Origin of the sequence: Caballeronia sp. J97, from assembly GCF_905220305.1 — a bacterium.
Classification (GTDB): domain Bacteria; phylum Pseudomonadota; class Gammaproteobacteria; order Burkholderiales; family Burkholderiaceae; genus Caballeronia.
In genome coordinates this window covers 183,442-199,475 of the sequence record NZ_CAJMZL010000013.1, presented here as the reverse complement: position 1 = coordinate 199,475, position 16,034 = coordinate 183,442, and the positions used below count along the sequence as shown (strand labels likewise).

General features: G+C 64.3%; 17 protein-coding genes. 5 read left to right on the top strand and 12 right to left on the bottom strand.

What is annotated here, in order from left to right:
- Positions 1–114: 114 nt before the first annotated feature.
- The 10 genes from U4Y90_RS18745 to flgB form a co-directional block, all read right to left on the bottom strand.
- Positions 115–867, bottom strand: coding sequence for a flagellar brake protein (locus U4Y90_RS18745; RefSeq protein WP_321796713.1), 753 nt, complete (start codon positions 865–867; stop codon positions 115–117).
- Between the two features lie 304 nt (positions 868–1,171).
- Positions 1,172–2,218 carry a flagellar assembly peptidoglycan hydrolase FlgJ gene (gene flgJ, locus U4Y90_RS18740; RefSeq protein ID WP_321796700.1) on the bottom strand — a complete coding sequence of 349 codons (1,047 nt, stop codon included), beginning with the start codon at positions 2,216–2,218 and terminating at the stop codon, positions 1,172–1,174.
- Between the two features lie 12 nt (positions 2,219–2,230).
- Positions 2,231–3,358 (bottom strand): flagellar basal body P-ring protein FlgI, encoded by a 1,128-nt coding sequence (locus tag U4Y90_RS18735; RefSeq protein WP_321796698.1) that lies wholly within the window; start codon positions 3,356–3,358, stop codon positions 2,231–2,233.
- Positions 3,359–3,360: 2 nt separating this feature from the next.
- Positions 3,361–4,011: a flagellar basal body L-ring protein FlgH gene (locus U4Y90_RS18730; protein ID WP_415749383.1), complete on the bottom strand. Its 651-nt coding sequence runs from the start codon at positions 4,009–4,011 to the stop codon at positions 3,361–3,363.
- A 59-nt stretch (positions 4,012–4,070) separates the two neighbouring features.
- Positions 4,071–4,859 carry a flagellar basal-body rod protein FlgG gene (gene flgG, locus U4Y90_RS18725; protein ID WP_321796696.1) on the bottom strand — a complete coding sequence of 263 codons (789 nt, stop codon included), beginning with the start codon at positions 4,857–4,859 and terminating at the stop codon, positions 4,071–4,073.
- A 35-nt stretch (positions 4,860–4,894) separates the two neighbouring features.
- On the bottom strand, positions 4,895–5,647 hold the full coding sequence (gene flgF / locus U4Y90_RS18720; RefSeq protein WP_321796694.1) for a flagellar basal-body rod protein FlgF: 753 nt from the start codon (positions 5,645–5,647) through the stop codon (positions 4,895–4,897).
- A gap of 47 nt (positions 5,648–5,694) precedes the next feature.
- Positions 5,695–6,942: a flagellar hook protein FlgE gene (gene flgE, locus U4Y90_RS18715; RefSeq protein ID WP_321796693.1), complete on the bottom strand. Its 1,248-nt coding sequence runs from the start codon at positions 6,940–6,942 to the stop codon at positions 5,695–5,697.
- A 45-nt stretch (positions 6,943–6,987) separates the two neighbouring features.
- Complete coding sequence (locus U4Y90_RS18710) at positions 6,988–7,713, bottom strand: flagellar hook assembly protein FlgD (protein WP_321796692.1); 726 nt, start codon at positions 7,711–7,713, stop codon at positions 6,988–6,990.
- A 23-nt stretch (positions 7,714–7,736) separates the two neighbouring features.
- On the bottom strand, positions 7,737–8,162 hold the full coding sequence (gene flgC / locus U4Y90_RS18705; RefSeq protein WP_035499295.1) for a flagellar basal body rod protein FlgC: 426 nt from the start codon (positions 8,160–8,162) through the stop codon (positions 7,737–7,739).
- Positions 8,163–8,179: 17 nt separating this feature from the next.
- Complete coding sequence (gene flgB / locus U4Y90_RS18700) at positions 8,180–8,659, bottom strand: flagellar basal body rod protein FlgB (RefSeq protein ID WP_321796690.1); 480 nt, start codon at positions 8,657–8,659, stop codon at positions 8,180–8,182.
- Positions 8,660–8,900: 241 nt separating this feature from the next.
- Between flgB and flgA the strand changes: the two genes are divergently transcribed.
- From flgA to flhA, 5 genes are all read left to right on the top strand, one after another.
- Positions 8,901–10,193 carry a flagellar basal body P-ring formation chaperone FlgA gene (gene flgA / locus U4Y90_RS18695; RefSeq protein WP_321796689.1) on the top strand — a complete coding sequence of 431 codons (1,293 nt, stop codon included), beginning with the start codon at positions 8,901–8,903 and terminating at the stop codon, positions 10,191–10,193.
- A gap of 170 nt (positions 10,194–10,363) precedes the next feature.
- Positions 10,364–10,705 (top strand): flagellar biosynthesis anti-sigma factor FlgM, encoded by a 342-nt coding sequence (gene flgM, locus U4Y90_RS18690; protein ID WP_415749381.1) that lies wholly within the window; start codon positions 10,364–10,366, stop codon positions 10,703–10,705.
- A gap of 91 nt (positions 10,706–10,796) precedes the next feature.
- Positions 10,797–11,231 carry a flagellar protein FlgN gene (locus U4Y90_RS18685; RefSeq protein ID WP_321796685.1) on the top strand — a complete coding sequence of 145 codons (435 nt, stop codon included), beginning with the start codon at positions 10,797–10,799 and terminating at the stop codon, positions 11,229–11,231.
- A 209-nt stretch (positions 11,232–11,440) separates the two neighbouring features.
- Positions 11,441–12,649: a flagellar biosynthesis protein FlhB gene (gene flhB, locus U4Y90_RS18680; protein WP_321796683.1), complete on the top strand. Its 1,209-nt coding sequence runs from the start codon at positions 11,441–11,443 to the stop codon at positions 12,647–12,649.
- On the top strand, positions 12,646–14,751 hold the full coding sequence (gene flhA / locus U4Y90_RS18675) for a flagellar biosynthesis protein FlhA (RefSeq protein ID WP_321796682.1): 2,106 nt from the start codon (positions 12,646–12,648) through the stop codon (positions 14,749–14,751). Before flhB ends, flhA begins: the two co-directional genes overlap by 4 nt.
- Before the next feature lie 9 nt (positions 14,752–14,760).
- Here the strand turns inward: flhA and U4Y90_RS18670 are convergent, their stop codons facing one another.
- Both U4Y90_RS18670 and U4Y90_RS18665 read right to left on the bottom strand, forming a co-directional pair.
- On the bottom strand, positions 14,761–15,513 hold the full coding sequence (locus U4Y90_RS18670; RefSeq protein WP_321796681.1) for a hypothetical protein: 753 nt from the start codon (positions 15,511–15,513) through the stop codon (positions 14,761–14,763).
- Positions 15,507–16,004, bottom strand: a complete 498-nt coding sequence (locus U4Y90_RS18665; RefSeq protein ID WP_321796680.1) for a hypothetical protein — start codon at positions 16,002–16,004, stop codon at positions 15,507–15,509. The genes U4Y90_RS18670 and U4Y90_RS18665 overlap by 7 nt, the downstream gene beginning before the upstream one ends.
- Positions 16,005–16,034 lie beyond the last annotated feature (30 nt).

Here is a 16,034-nt window from a genome sequence, read left to right as displayed (position 1 = left end):
TACTTTCTTTGCAGCAGCAAAGAAAGTGACTGCCGCCCCGCACAGGGGCAGTGCCAATAGACCGACGCGAAAATGGGATCCGGCGAAAGCAACAGCAAAAGCAAAAGCAAAACCCTACTTCGCCAAAGACCGCCGCTTCATCTCCAGCTGAGTAATCAACCGCTGGAGGGTATTCTCCGCCGACCCCGGCATGGAAACAAACTTGAACCCGATGGTATATCGACGATCCCCCTTCGCCGTCGTCGACTCCCGGTGGGACACCAGCTTCATATCCAGCGTCACCCTGCCATTCGCGCTGAAATGCAATTCGGCATCCTGCAGCACGATGCCCATTTCGAGGTCCGCCACGCGCTCGTCGGTCGTGCGCAACGCCACGCCGCCCAACGACAGATCATGCACCTCGAAGCGGAACCGTTCGCCATCCGGCAGCGTGCCCGTGCAAATGTAAGGATCGAGCACCGGCGCCTCGACGCGGAAATACTCGCGCCGCTGCATGTAATACAGCACCGGCGGAAACTCGGCTTCGAACGCCGGGCGGCCGTCGAACATCGTCTCGCGCGGCGTCGGCGTCGTGAACTCGACGCGCACGCCATCCGGCGCAGCGCTGAAAATCAGCCTCTGCGACGCGAGCACGCCGCGGTTCTGCGCTTCGAGACCGCCCCAGTCGAAAGTGAAACGGTGCGCGGTCACATCGACGTCGAGCAAACGCGTAACGATTTGCCCGTCGCCGTATTGCGCCGTCAGAAAGTCGCCGCGATTGGCGAGATTGCGCAAAGCCACGCCGATTTCAAGCGGATTACGCCGGCCGAAATCCACGATCGGCGCGATGTCCTCGTCGGCAACGTCATGCATTTGATTGGTGTTCATGGTGCTAGCCGTGTTCATTGTGCTCGCGCGCCGCTCAAATCCCCGAACATCGCGCGTCGGTCCGAACCGAATTGGTCCGGCACCTCGATTATTCAGGTTAGCGGCATACCTCTTCGAAAGTTTAGGGTCGCCGCGCGAAAAATGTATGTGGTGCGCCGTCCCTACGAACGTAAAACGTTTGCTGCCGTAAAAGATCCGAACAAATGCGCGCCCGACTATCGCAAAGATGCGCGCGCGATGCTCTTTCCAGCAAAAATGCGGCCGCAAACATCGGCGGATTGCGCGCGCGGACCGCGCATCGCCGTCAGACGATCTGACGCATGATCGAGATGAGCTTCTTCGCGTACTGCGGATCGGTCGCGTAGCCCGCCTTCTGCATGCCGTGCGCGAAGCCCGCGACATCGCGCGAAGCCTGGATCACCGGCGCATAGCGCGGATTGTTCTTGATCACGCTCGCGTAATCGGTGAGCGCTTCCTCGTACGAATCGTAGGCGCGGAAGCGTTCCACGACCTTCTGCGGACGGCCGTTGATGTATTCCGTCGTGACCGAATCGACGGTCTTGCCCGTCCAGTCCTTATTCGCCTTGATGCCGAAGATGTTGTGGCTCGTCGAGCCGTTCGAATTCTTGATCTCGCGCTTGCCCCAGCCCGATTCGAGCGCCGCCTGTCCGATGATGAAGCGCGCCGGAATGCCCGTCGCCGCGCTCGCGGCCTGCGCCGGCACCGCCAGGCGGTCGACGAACGCGTTGACCTTGTCCGAGCCGTTGCCACGCGCGGGCGCTTCGAGCGAATCCGCCGCCGAATAACCCTTGCCCGCCAGCGACGCGCTGCTCTTGTTGGCTTGCGCCGCGGCGTAAGCCTTCGCCATCGCGTTCATCGCGGCGAGATTGCCCGCGTTCGCGTCGAGATCGCCGCTGCCGCCCGCCATGCCGCCGAGCGCCTGCATCGCGTTCATCGTGCCGCCGGCCTTGGCGCTGTCGCCGGTCTGCGCGCCCGAATTGCGCATCAGTTGCTTGAGCATCATGTCCGCGACGCCGATGCCCTTTGACGACATCTGCTGTGACAACTGTTGATCGAGCATCGACGTGAACGACTTCGAATCGTTCGATTCGAACGGGCTGTCCGACGGCGTCGCGTCGCGCATGCTCTTGAGCATCATCTGCGTGAATACGGCGTCGAACTGCTTGGCCGCTTCCTTGAGTCCCTGCTGCGGGTTCGCGCCGGCCTGTGCGCGCAACGCGTCGAAGCCCTGCGTATCGAGCGCGAAACGGTTCGACAGGCTCGACAAGCCGCTCGTCGTATCGGTCGATGCCAACGCGGTGCTGGCGATGCCGGTCGTGTTCGAGTTCATGAGCCCTGTTCCTTAGATGATTTCGAGGTCTGCGCGCAGCGCCCCCGCGGCCTTCATCGACTGAAGGATGGAGATGAGATCCGCCGGCGTCGCGCCGAGCGCGTTGAGCGCCTTCACGACATCCGCGAGATTCGCGCCCGCGCTCAGCATCTTGAGCGCACCGCTGTCCTGCTTGAGCTGAATCGACGATTCCTTCGCCGCGACCGTCTGGCCGTTCGAGAACGCGCCCGGCTGGCTCACCGCCGTCTTCGTGTTGATGACGACCGACAGATTGCCGTGCGCGACCGCGCAGTTCTGCAGCGTGACCATCTGGTTCATCACGATGGAGCCGGTGCGCGCGTTCAGGATCACCTTCGCGGCGGCCTGCGCCGGACGCACGTCGATGTTTTGCAACTGCGCCATGAACGACACCTGCTCGCTCGCGTCCTGCGGCGCGCGCAGCTGAATGGTGCGGCCGTCGAGCGCGAGCGCCGTGCCCGAGCCGAACTGGTTGTTCACCGCGGCGACGATGCGCTGCGTCGTGTCGAAGTCCATCTCGCGCAGTTCCATCTGCATGACGCCGCCCTGCTGCTGCAGCGCCGAGGGCACCCCGCGCTCGACGATCGCGCCGGCCGAGATGCGGCCCACCGCGAGCTGGTTGACCTGCACCTTGCTGCCGTTCGCGCTCGCGCCCGCTCCGCCGACGACGAGATTGCCCTGCGCCATCGCGTAGACCTGGCCGTCGGCGCCCTTCAGCGGCGCCATCAGCAGCGTGCCGCCACGCAGGCTCTTCGCGTTGCCGAGCGAAGACACGGTCACGTCGATCGCTTCGCCGGGGCGCGCGAACGGCGGCAGCGTCGCCGTCACCATCACGGCGGCGACGTTCTTCAACTGCATGTTCGAAGCCGTCGCCGAGTTCACCGTGATGCCCAGGTTGCCGAGCATGTTGGTGAGCGACTGCGTCGTGAACGGTGTCTGCATGGTCTGATCGCCGGTGCCGTCGAGACCGACGACGAGACCGTAACCGATCAGCGGATTGTCCCGCACGCCCTGGAACGAGACGAGGTCTTTCAGGCGCTCGGCGTGCGCATGTTGCGCCGAACCGATTGCGACGAGCGCGGCTGCGAGCGAGAACGAAACGAAACGGAGAAACGGATTCATGATCAGAACGGCGCGACGTTGAGGAAGAAGCGTTGGAGCCAGCCCATGTTTTCAGCTTCGTCGATATAACCCTTCGCCGAATACTCGATCTTCGCGTCGGCGACTTGCGTGGAGAACACGGTGTTGCTGCCCGAGATCGTCGTCGGATTGACGACGCCCGAGAAGCGCACGAATTCGTTGCCCTGGTTGATGAGCATCTGCTTTTCGCCGCTCACCATCAGATTCCCGTTGGGCAGAACGTCCGTGACGGTGACGGTCAGCGTGCCGCTGAACGTATTGGCCGCGCTCGCGCCGCCCGTCGCGGTGAACTTGTTGGCGCCCGTCGCCGACAGGTTCGTGTTGTTGAAGAGGCCGCCGAAGACGCCCGGCACCGTCGGCACCGCGAACGACGCGTTGCCGCCGCGATTGGTGTTCGCCGCCGACGACTTCGTCGCGTTGACGTTTTCCGAAATCACGATGGTCAGGATGTCGCCCACGTTGCGCGGACGCTGGTCTTCGAACAGCGGCCGTCCGGCGTAGCCCGCGTTGTAGATCGCGCCGGGCGAACGCGTGCCGACGGGCGGCTGCGGCGGACGCGCGGTCATCGGTTGCTGGATGATCGGCTCTTTCGGCACGAGGCCGCACGCGGCGACCGCCGCAATGAGCGCGGCCATCGAAACGCGCGAAAGAATTTGAGTAGGCGACATCGTGGTGACTCTGGTTGAGCGTGACTTCAAACCTGCATCTGCGAAAGCGTCTGCAGCATCTGGTCGGACGTGGTGACGGCCTTGCTGTTGATCTCGTACGCGCGCTGGGTCTGGATCATGTTGACCAGCTCCTGCACGACGTTCACGTTCGACGCTTCCACGTAACCCTGCTGCAGCGAGCCCGCGCCGTTCAGCCCCGGCTGCGAGACGTTCGGCGCACCCGAGCTGCTCGTCTCCGAGAACAGGTTCTCGCCGCGCGCATCGAGGCCGGCCGGATTGATGAACGTCGCGAGCGTGATCTGGCCGACGGTCGTGCTCGTCGAGCTGCTCGCGGTCGTCACCGACACCGTGCCGTCCGAGCCGATGGTGATCGCCGTCGCGTTCTGCGGAATCGTGATCGCCGGGTTGACCTGATAGCCGCTCGACGTGACGAGCTGGCCCTGCGAATTGGTCTGGAACGAGCCGTCGCGCGTGTAGGCGGTCGTGCCGTCGGGCATCGTCACCTGGAAGAAGCCCTGGCCGTTGATCGCGACATCCTTCGAGTTGCCGGTCTGTTGCAGGTTGCCCTGCGTGTAGAGGCGCTCGGTCGCGACCTGCTGCACGCCGGTGCCGAGCTGCACGCCCGAGGCGAGCTCGGTCTGCTGCGTGGAATTCGCGCCCGGCTGGCGCGTGGTCTGATACAGCAGATCCTCGAACACCGCGCGCGAGCCCTTGAAGCCGTTCGTGCTCACGTTGGCGAGGTTGTTCGAGATGGTGTCCATCTGCGCCTGCTGCGCATTCATGCCGGTCGCGGCGATGTAGAGAGAGCGATTCATCTTGTTTCGTATCCTGTGTTGCTGGCGTTCGCCGCTTAAGAGAAGTTGAGCAGCTTGTTGGCCGACTGTTCGTTCTGGTCGGCCGATTCCATCAGCTTCGTCTGCATCTGGAATTGCCGGGCGTTGGTGATCATCGAGACCATCGCGGAGACCGGATTCACGTTGCTGCCTTCGAGCGCGCCACCGGTCACGACGACGTTCGGGTCCGCGTCGGCGGGATCGCCCGTCGCGGTGCGAAAGAGTCCGTCATCGCCGCGCGTGAGCGTCGCCGGATCGGGATTCACGAGCTTCAGCTGATCCACGACCGCGATGGCCGTCGGCGGGTCGCCCGGAACCAGCGCGGAGATCGTGCCGTCCTTGCCGACCGTCACTTCCGCGCCCGGCGGAATCGACAGCGGCCCGCTGTTGCCCAGCACCGGCAGGTTGTTGGCCGTGACGAGCTGGCCGTTCTGATCCACATGCAGATTGCCCGCGCGCGTGTACGCCTCGCTGCCGTCCGCGGCCTGCACCGACAGCCAGCCCTGGCCCTGAACCGCGACGTCGAGCGGATTGCCCGTCTGCTGGATCGGGCCTGCCGAGTAGTCCGCGTTCGGCGTCGACGACAGCACGAAGGTGCGCGTCGTGCCATCGGCGGACTGGTTCTCGAACGACATCGGCACCTGGCGGAACGCCGCGAGCTGCGCCTTGAAACCCGTGGTCGACGTGTTCGCGAGGTTGTTCGCCACGACGGCCTGCTGCTCGAGCGCCTGGCTTGCGCCGGTCATCGCGGTGTAGATCAGACGGTCCATGAATCGCTTCCTTCTTCTCTTGCGTCAAATTCGCGTGGGCACGCCGATTACAGATTGATCAGCGTCTGATCGACGGTCTGCTGCGTCTTGATCGTCTGCGCGTTCGCCTGATAGTTGCGCTGCGCGGTGATCAGATTCACGAGTTCGCTCGTCAGGTCGACGTTGGAGTTCTCCACCGCGCCACCCTGCAGCGTGCCGTGGTTGGTCGAGCCCGGCACGCCGACCTGGGGCGCGCCCGACGCCGCGGTCTGCGCGTAGACGTTGCCGCCGAGGTCCTGCAAACCGTTCTGGTTGTTGAAGTTGGCGATGGCGATCTGCCCGAGCGCCTTCGTTTCGCCGTTCGAGTAGTTGCCCGTCAGGGTGCCGTCGCTGCCGACCGTGAAGCCCGTCAGCTCGCCCGTGCTGTTGCCGTCCTGCACGATGTTCGTCACGCCGTCTTTCGCGCCGTACTGCGTCGTGCCGTTGAGGTCGATCGTGAGCGCCTGCTGCGTCGCGCCGCCGTCCGCGCCGTTGGGAATCGAGAAGGTGAACTTGCCCGATGCCGCCGTCGCCGCGCCGCTCGAGTCCGTCGTCGAGGTCAGCGTGCCGGACGAGTTGAACGTCATCGTGCCGAGCGAAATCGGCGAGCCGGCCGGGTCGCCGTAGGTCGCGTACGCCTGCCAGGTATTCGCGGTCGCGCTCTTCGCGAAGTACACGGACACCTTCTGCGTGCCGCCGAGCGAGTCGTACACGTCGACGGAAGTCGAATGGTTGAAGGTGGTCGAGTCGGTCGGATCGAACGTGCCCGTCGGCGCGGTGTCCTGCGAGTTCAGGTTGAACGCAGCCGTGATGTTCTTGGTCGCGGTCGGCGCGACGTTGGACGTCGGCACCGTCAGCGGCACGGTGCTCGCGCTGTTGACCACGCCGTTCGCGTTCGCCGCGTAACCCATCAGCTGCAAGCCCGCCGAATTGACGATGCGGCCCTGGTTGTCGAGGTGGAACACGCCGTTGCGCGAGTACACGGTCGAGCCGTTGTTCGACAACTGATAGAAGCCGTTGCCGTTGATCGCGACGTCGAGCGCCTGATTGGTCGTCGTGATCGTGCCTTGCGAGAACTGCTGCTGCACTTCGGCGAGTTGCGTGCCGATGCCGATCTGGTTGCTCACGGCGGTGGCCATCGAGTTCGCGTACATGTCGGCGAATTGCGCGGCGCCCTGCTTGAAGCCGACCGTATTCGCGTTCGCGATGTTGTTGCCGATGACGTCGAGGTCGCTCGATGCGGCGCCCAGACCGCTCAGTGCTTGTTGGTAGCTCATGTCTTTCTCCGGTGACGAGTCCGCGCTCGTCCTGAAATTGGGTGATTAAAGGATGGACGCGACGCCCGTCAGCGCTACCGTGGAGCCGTTCGAGAGCTTGAGGCCCGGAGCGCCGCCCGACATCTGCACGACGCTCTGCACCTGCGCCGCCGACAGGGTCGTCGCGGTCGCCTGCTGGCCGTTGATCGTGCCCTGCGCGGTGATCGTGTAGCTGCCGTTGGCGAGCGTGGCGCCCTTCGAATCGACCGGCGTCCAGCCCGTCACCGGCACGACGCCCGCGCCCTGCGCGCCGAGGTCGAGCGTGTTGACGATCTGGCCCGACGCGTTCTTCACGACGATCTGGAGATCGCTCACGTCGTTCGCCAGTTGCACGCCGAAGCTCGACGACGCGCCGTTCGACACCGTCACGCTGTTGCCCGCCGCGAGCACGTTCGAGCCGATTAGCAGCGCGGCCTGCGTCTGCTGGCCCGCGGAAAGCTGCGTCGCGAGCGAGGACAGCGACGTGTTCAACTGGCCGATGCCCGTCACCGTGTTGATCTGCGCGAGCTGCGAGGTCATCTGCGAGCTGTCGGCGGGGTTGGTCGGATCCTGATTCTTCAACTGCGTCACGAGCAGCGTGAGGAAGGTGTTCTGCAGATCCGACGCCGATTGCGTGCCCGTCGCCGAGCTCGACGACGACGTCGACGAACTCGACGACGCGCCGTTCATGGTGTCGAGCAGCGTCTGCGACACCGTGGTGCCGTTGCTGCCGATGGTTGTGCTGGTCGTCACGTTGTGTTCCTTGAATGTCTTGATCAGGTTCCGATGGTCAGGGTCTTGAGCATCAATTGCTTGGCGGTGTTGAGCGTTTCGACGTTCGCCTGATAGGAACGCGACGCGGAAATCATGTTGACCATCTCCTGCACCGGATCGACATTGGGCAGCGTCACATAGCCGTCCGCGTTTGCCGCCGGGTTGCTCGGGTCGTAGCTGGTTTTCATCGGGCTCGGATCGTCGATCACGCCGGTCACCTGCACGCCGCCGACCTGCTGGCCGGACGCGGTGCGCGCGCCGCCGAGCGGATCGACCGCGAACACGACCTGCTTCGCCTTGTACGGCTGACCGTCCGGGCCGGTCGTGCTGTCCGCGTTCGCGAGGTTCGACGCGGTGACGTTCAGGCGCTGCGCCTGAGCGGACATCGCCGAGCCGGCGACGTTGAAGATGTTCATCAAAGAGGGCATGTGTTCTCCTGCTGCGCTCAACTATTCGACGTAATCGCCGACAACATCGATTTGATCTGCGACGACAGCACAGTCATGCCCGCCTCGAAGTGCAGCGCGTTGTCCGCGAACTGCACGCGCTCGGCGTCGAGGTCGACCGTGTTGCCGTCGAGCGACGGCTGGCTCGGCACGCGATAGGCGAGCTTGCCGTAGTCGTCGCTCGAGCCGCCCGACGCGGAAAGCGTCGACGTGCCGCTCATGTGACCCTTGGCCGTCGCCGCCATGCCGCCGCTCACGCTCACGCTGACGGGTTGCGCCATCTTCAGCGTCGCGTTGTTCGAGGCGCCGCCGCCCTGCTTGAGCGCGCCCGCGAGCGCGCTCGAGAAATCGACGTCGCGCGCCTTGTAGCCGGGCGTGTCGGCGTTGGCGATATTCGACGACAGCAATTCCTGCCGGTAAGCGCGCACATCGAGCGCCTCACGGCCAAATGCGAATTCCTTGTCGAGTCTGTCTAGCATTGCGGTTTCTCCTGTCGGCAGCGCCGAGGCCTTTTTGCATGACACGCATCTTAGGAGCGGCGCGCAATAACTAATCCGACGAATAACCGGGAAACGGGGCCTCTATTCGGCGCTTGCGTCGGCGGGCCGATATCTAGAATTCGTTTCGTAGCCGATGGCGGGTGCGCTTACGTGCCGTCATCGGATCAAGGCAGTCGCCGCATCGTGTGCGGCCCGATCGAATCAGGTACGGAGAAAGTCCATGAGCAGGTCCGCGAAGCGTGCATCGAACCCTACGGCTCGCGCCGCAGCAACGTTCGCGCGCCGCACGCTGTGCGGTCTGGCCGGCGTGTCGCTATTCATGGCCGTCGCGGGCGCGCATGCGCAGCAGGGCGACGGCCCGATCGTCATTCCGGGGAACGCGGAAACCAATCCAGCCGCCGCGGCCGACATGGCGAAAAGCCTGAATGCGCCCGTTTCGCGTGCGCCGGCGCCGGTCGCGACGACGCCCGCGCCCGACACGGCGCGCCCGAGCGGATATCGCGCCGCTGCCCGCGCCGCCGACGCCGCGATGCGCAACGCCGCACTCGAACTAGACGCCCGCGCCGACGCCGCCGACGACTCGATGAACGACGCGAGCGGCATGATCGTCATTCCCGGGCCGAGCGAAGCGAAGCCCGCGCGCGCGACCGCGGCGGCACCGGCTCCCGCGCCGGCGCCCGTGCTCCAGAGAGCGCCGGTTGCTTCCGCTTCCCGCGATGTGATGCCCGTCGTCGTGACGCGCGACGATGGTGTCGCCCGCAACGCGAATGCGAGACCCGTCGCGGCCAGCCCAGCGACGCCTGTCGCCGCATCGCCGATGCGGCGCGTGAGCTTCAATCCATCGGCCGCTGCGGTCGCCACGTTGCCGCCCGCTGCTGGCGCGTCCGCGACGACGCAGGACGGCGAATCGATCCGCGTCGCCGCGCTCAACTTTCTGCAGCAGCAGGCCGCGGGGTTGCCGGGCAAGGTCGATATCACCGTCACGCCGGTTTTTCCGCGCGGCCTCGCCGCCTGCTCCGCGCTCGATCCGTTCATGCCGACGGGCGCGCGGCTCTGGGGCCGCCTGACCGTCGGCGTGCGCTGTGTCGGCGAGCGTCCGTGGACGCTCTACGTGCAGGCGCGGGTGTCGATCAACGCCACTTACTATTCGGCCGCGCGCGCGATCGCGCCGGGCGAAGTGCTGAGCAACGCCGATCTGGTCGCCCGCGACGGCGACATCACCGCGATGCCGCAGGCCATCGTCACCGATCCGGCGCAGGCCGTCGGCGCGGTCGCGCTGTCGCGCGTGCCCGCCGGCCTGCCGCTGCGCACCGACATGTTGCGCGCGGCGAGCTCGGTGTCGATCGGCCAAAACGTGCGCGTGGTCGCCGGCGGCTCCGGCTTTTCGATTTCGGCCGAAGGCACCGCGATGAACAACGCGTCGCCGGGTCAGCAAATACGTGTAAAAACTGCCGGTGGCCAGATCATCAGCGGCATCGTGAAGGACAGTCAGACGGTGGAAGTGTCGCTGTAAAAAGGCATTTGTTCGGTCCCCCACACTTGTTTCATTTTGTTGCAAATGCGCTTGACGCCCGCCAGATAAGGCTTTGAAGGCAATAAGCGCAGCGAACGGCGGTTGGCGGTTCTCCGGCAGGGTAAAGTTTTCAAGACCCGTCGCCGTTAAAGGACTCAACACGTTCGGGAATGGACATCGTGAAGATCGAAACGAATAGCAACACCTCCATGGCAGGCCTTCAAGACAACCTGCAACGCGCGTCGCAAAGCGACGCAAAAGGTGCCGGGGGCGCCGTGCAGCAATCGCAAACCGGCGCGAGCCCCGCGAAGAATTCGACGGTGAGCCTGTCGTCGCTTTCGAGCGACCTGCGCGCGTCGAACGGATCGGACATCGACACGGCGAAAGTCGAGTCGATCAAGTCCGCGATCCGCGACGGCAGCCTGAAGATGGACACCAGCAAGATCGCCGACGGCATTCTGAGCACCGCCCGCGATCTGCTGCAAACGAGAACCCCGCCGACCGGCGGCTGAGCGCTTCCCTGGCGTGCGATGAGCGCGTGACGGCGGGCGTTCGCGAAACCGGGCGGCTTTTTGAAACCGCTTCTGCTTCATGAGCGATGCAATGAAAGACGCCCTGCTTGCCACTGTCACCGAAGAAGTCGCCGCTGTTCAGGCCTTCGAAACTCTCCTCGCCGATGAGGAAAAAGCGCTGATCGCCGCGCAGCCGCTTCCGGCGCTGCCCGAGATCGTTCAGAACAAGACCGCGCTCACGGAGCGCATCTCCGTCCTCGAAAAAGCGCGCGACGAACAGTTGAAAGCGCTCGGTTTCCCTGCCGGTTTCGCGGGCATGGAAGCGGCGGCCGCGGACGACAACGCGATCGCCGAGCAATGGGCGCTGCTCACCGCCGCCGCCCGCCGCGCGAAGCAGGGCAACAACAACAACGGCGTGCTGATCCGCACCCGCATGGAATACAACCGGAAGGCCCTGGCCGCCTTGCAGGTCGCTCCGTCGAAGAGCGGCTTCTACGGCCCGGACGGCCGCGTTCCGGGCGCCTGATCGCCACATTTCGCCTCTCGCACGGCGCGCGCTTCGCATGGGGCGCGCGCCGCTTTTCTTTGCCGCGCTTTCATCGGCCGAATAACCCCCTTTTCTCCGGCTTTATCCGCCGATAGCTGCTCGACGCATTCCGCAATAATCGCTTTCATCAAAAAGCGGCTTCGCGCCGCTCGCATCTGAAAACGACGGAAGCAACGGAGCAAGGCCCGGTGGCAGAAGAAAGCGATCTCGAAAAAACCGAATCAGCGACTCCCAAGCGCCTGGAAAAGGCGCGTGAGGAAGGTCAGGTCGCGCGTTCGCGGGAACTCGCGTCTTTCGCGCTGCTCGCGGCGGGATTTTTCGGCGTGTGGGGTCTGTCGGGGCCGATCAGCCAGCATTTGCAGTCTATTCTGCGCGGCGCGTTCACCTTCGATCACGCGACCGTGCTCGACACGCGCCAGATGATGATCGGCGCGGCGAACGCGGGCAGGGAAGGCATGCTCGCCGTGCTGCCGGTCCTCGCGCTCGCCGGTTTCGCCGCGCTCGCCGCACCGATGGCCCTCGGCGGCTGGCTCATCACGACGAAGCCGCTCGCGCCGAACTTCGGGCGCCTGAATCCAATCAGCGGCCTCGGCAAGATTTTCTCCGCGCAAGGGCCGGTTCAGCTCGGCATGTCGATGCTGAAGACGATCGTCGTCGGCGGCATGGCGGGCTCGGCGATCTGGAGCCGCAAGGCCGAAGTGCTTGGTCTCCTGACGAAGCCGCTCGGTCTGGCGCTCGCCGACGCGATGCATCTGATTTTCGTGTGCTGCGGCATGGCGATCGGCGGACTGTTTCTCGTCGCCGCCGTCGACGTGCCGTATCAGCTCTACTCGCATGCGAAGAAGCTGCGCATGAGCAAGGAAGAAGTGAAGCGCGAGCACAAGGAAAGCGAAGGCGATCCGCACATCAAGGGCAAGATCCGCCAGCAGCAGCGCGCGGCGGCGCGTCGCCGGATGATGCAGGCGATTCCGACCGCCGATGTGATCGTCACGAACCCGACGCACTTCGCCGTCGCGCTGAAATACACCGACGGCCAGATGCGCGCGCCGAAGGTCGTCGCGAAGGGTGTGAACCTGGTCGCGGCGCGCATCCGCGAGCTGGGCCGGGAGAACAACGTGCCGCTGCTCGAAGCGCCGCCGCTCGCGCGCGCGCTGTATCACAACGTCGAGATCAACCGCGAGATTCCAGGCGCGCTCTACGGCGCGGTCGCGCAAGTGCTGGCGTGGGTCTATCAGCTCAAGCGCTACCGGGAAGATGGCGGCATCGAGCCGGACGAACCGTCCGATCTCGACGTGCCGAAGGAACTGGACAAAGGCGGCGTATCCGACGCCGACGCCGACAGGGAAGCCGCAGAGGCTCTGTCCGGCGACAACACTGACAATGGAGCCGCAGCATGAACGCGCGCGCTGGATTTTTCGCCAAACGGCCCGACGCGCTGGGCACGCAGAACTTGCGAGCCCTCGCCGGCCCGATCCTGATCTGCATGATCCTGGGCATGATGATTCTGCCCTTGCCGTCGTTCCTGCTCGATCTGCTGTTCACCTTCAACATCGCGCTGTCGGTGATGGTGCTGCTCGTCAGCATGTACACGCAAAAGCCGCTCGATTTCGCGGCGTTCCCGAGCGTGCTGCTGTTCTCGACGCTGCTGCGCCTGTCGCTGAATGTCGCGTCGACGCGTATCGTGCTGCTCGAAGGTCACACCGGCCCGGACGCGGCGGGTCAGGTGATCGAATCGTTCGGGCACTTTCTCGTCGGCGGGAATTTCGCGGTCGGCATCGTCGTGTTCGTGATTCTGATGATCATCAACTTCATGGTGATCACGAAGGGCGCGGGACGTATCGCGGAAGTCGGCGCGCGCTTCACCCTCGACGCGATGCCCGGCAAGCAGATGGCCATCGACGCCGACCTGAACGCCGGCCTCATCAACGAGGAAACCGCGAAAAAGCGCCGCCAGAGCGTGGCGCAGGAAGCCGAGTTCTACGGATCGATGGACGGCGCCTCCAAGTTCGTGCGCGGCGATGCGATCGCGGGCCTGCTGATCATGGTGATCAACGTGGTCGGCGGACTGATCGTCGGCATGCTCCAGCACGACATGGACTTCGGGCACGCGGCGACCAACTACACGCTGCTCACGATCGGCGATGGCCTCGTCGCGCAGATTCCGTCGCTCATCATCTCGACGGCGGCGGGCGTGATCGTGTCGCGCGTCGCGACCGAGGAAGACATCGGCACGCAGTTGACCGGACAGTTGTTCCAGAACCCGCGCGTGCTGATGATCACGGGCGTCATCATCGGCGTGATGGGTCTGATTCCGGGCATGCCGCACTTCGCGTTCATGCTGCTCGGCGGCGGCCTCGTCTATGCCGCGCGCACGATGAACAAGCGTGCCGAAGCGAAGAAGAAAAGCGCCGTCACCGATGTCACGCCGCTCCAGGCGAGCGCGGCGGCTGCGTCGGCGGAGAATGCGGAGGCGAGCTGGGAAGACGTGTCGCTCATCGATCCGCTCGGGCTGGAGGTGGGGTATCGCCTGATTCCGCTCGTCGATCGCAACAGCGACGGCGAGTTGCTCAAGCGCATCAAGGGCATTCGCAAGAAGTTCGCGCAGGAAATCGGCTTTTTGCCGCCGGTCATTCACATCCGCGACAATCTCGAACTGCGGCCGAATGGGTATCGCATTGCGTTGAAGGGCGTGGAAGTCGGCGTCGGCGAAGCGTTTCCGGGGCAGTGGCTCGCGATCAATCCGGGACAGGTGTCGGCCGCGCTGCCCGGCGCGCAGACGCAGGATCCGGCGTTCGGTCTGCCGGCCGTGTGGATCGATACCAATCTGCGCGAGCAGGCTCAGGTCTACGGCTACACGGTCGTCGATGCGAGCACGGTGGTCGCGACGCATCTGAATCATCTCGTCGTGACGCACGCGGCCGAGTTGCTCGGACGTCAGGAAGTGCAGGCGCTGCTGGAACGCATCGGCAAGGACACGCCCTCGCTCACGGACGATCTCGTGCCCAAGGTGCTGTCGCTCACGACGCTGCAGAAGGTGCTGCAAAACCTGCTCGACGAAAGCGTGCCGATCCGCGATATGCGCACGATCCTCGACGCCTTGCAGGAACACGCGCCGCGCGTGTCCGATCCGCACGATCTCACGGCGGCGGTGCGTCTCGCGCTGGGACGCGCGATCACGCAGCAGTGGTATCCGGGCACCGACGATCTGCAGGTGATGGGCCTCGATCCGACGCTGGAGCGCGTGCTATCGCAGGCTTTGTCGACGGGCGCGAATCCGGGGCTGGAGCCGGGCCTCGCGCAGACGCTGATGAACTCGACGCAGAACGCCATCATGCGTCAGCAGAATCTGGGCTTGCCGCCGGTGTTGCTGGTGCAGCATTCGCTGCGCGCGATGCTGGCGCGGTTCCTGCGCAGGAGCTTGCCGCAGTTGAAGGTGTTGTCTTACGCGGAAGTGCCGGATACGCGGAACGTGAAGGTGGTGAATTTGATCGGGGCGTGATGGTGTGCTTCAGTGAAGCACGGAGCCGATGAGACTCCGAAGGTTTCGCGCGTCGAAGACGACTGTCTTCCACGTGTAGTAGTTGGCGCGTTCGAACTCGGTCTTGCCGACTGCCTGTTGATTTTCAGCGATGGCGAGTACCTGTCCCGGCATGTGCACGGCGCGATACTGCAAGTGGATGAGCTCGCCCTCGAGCAGGCGCTTCGCGCTCGTCGCGGCGATGATGATCGATGGCGTGGGCGTGTCGATCAGGTGATCCGCTGTCAGGCCGCCCGAAATCGGCAACTCGACGTCCGACTGGTATCCGACACCGAACTCGGCAGCTATTTCGGCGATGGTACGAGTCAGTCGTTCCTTGAAATCGTTGGTTGATTGACGTTCCACCTTCGAAGTCGCGACAGCATAAAGTTGCTGAGCTGCTTCGGCTACGCGAAACACATACGGTGCAAGAAGCCGCTCGTCGGTGGTTTCCGCGCGAATCACTTCGTCTTCGCACAGCCGCGCGGGGCTGAGTCGTGCGTGCTCCTGCGACCAATGCTCGACGACGCCTGATTCGACGTCTGCCCCCGCCAAACTCGCCGAAAAGCAGGCTTCTCCGTTTTCGTCTATGACCCATCCGTCGTCGCGCGGGCGAATGCGAACGACCACGTGATCACCCGTTCCCGGATACCGCAGCGGCGTGACAATGCGCTGCACGCCATTGCCATCGGCATGCACCTCGAACAGCGTGCAGATCGTTCGCTTGAGAATGTCGGTCAGCACAACAGGTCGCCTTGGCCGTTATGTTCGTTTGAAATGGATATGTCCGCCGTCTGGCAGAACAGCACGATCAGTGCGGCGCGGTCTTCGGCTACAGCCGGATCGAAGCGTCTCGAAGACTTGAGGTTAAGCTCGGGCGCGCCGGGCAGCAAGCGATTCCGATAGTCGAAGTCAGTCCGGCAGGGCATCTTGCAATGCAGACCCTTGTGACTGGGATGGTAGTGAAACTCGAACAGCGGGTACATCTCGCCGCGCGGCAACATACAGATCAGATGCCCATAAAACGAGCGATCTTCGAGTTCCTCTCCATCGCGCCACATGAAAAGCACGGAATGGTCGCAGGAGACACGAATGAGATCCGTAGCATGAACGCGCGGCCGCGCCATTCTGTTGAAGGGCTTGGGCCACCTGCTTTTGTTCATTGGCTTGAACTGCGGTGCGCCGTTCAGCGTTTTGCGCACCTTTCTATGCGCGACAAGTTCCTTCGGTTCCAAAGCGATGCTCTCAGGTATGTCTACCGAGCG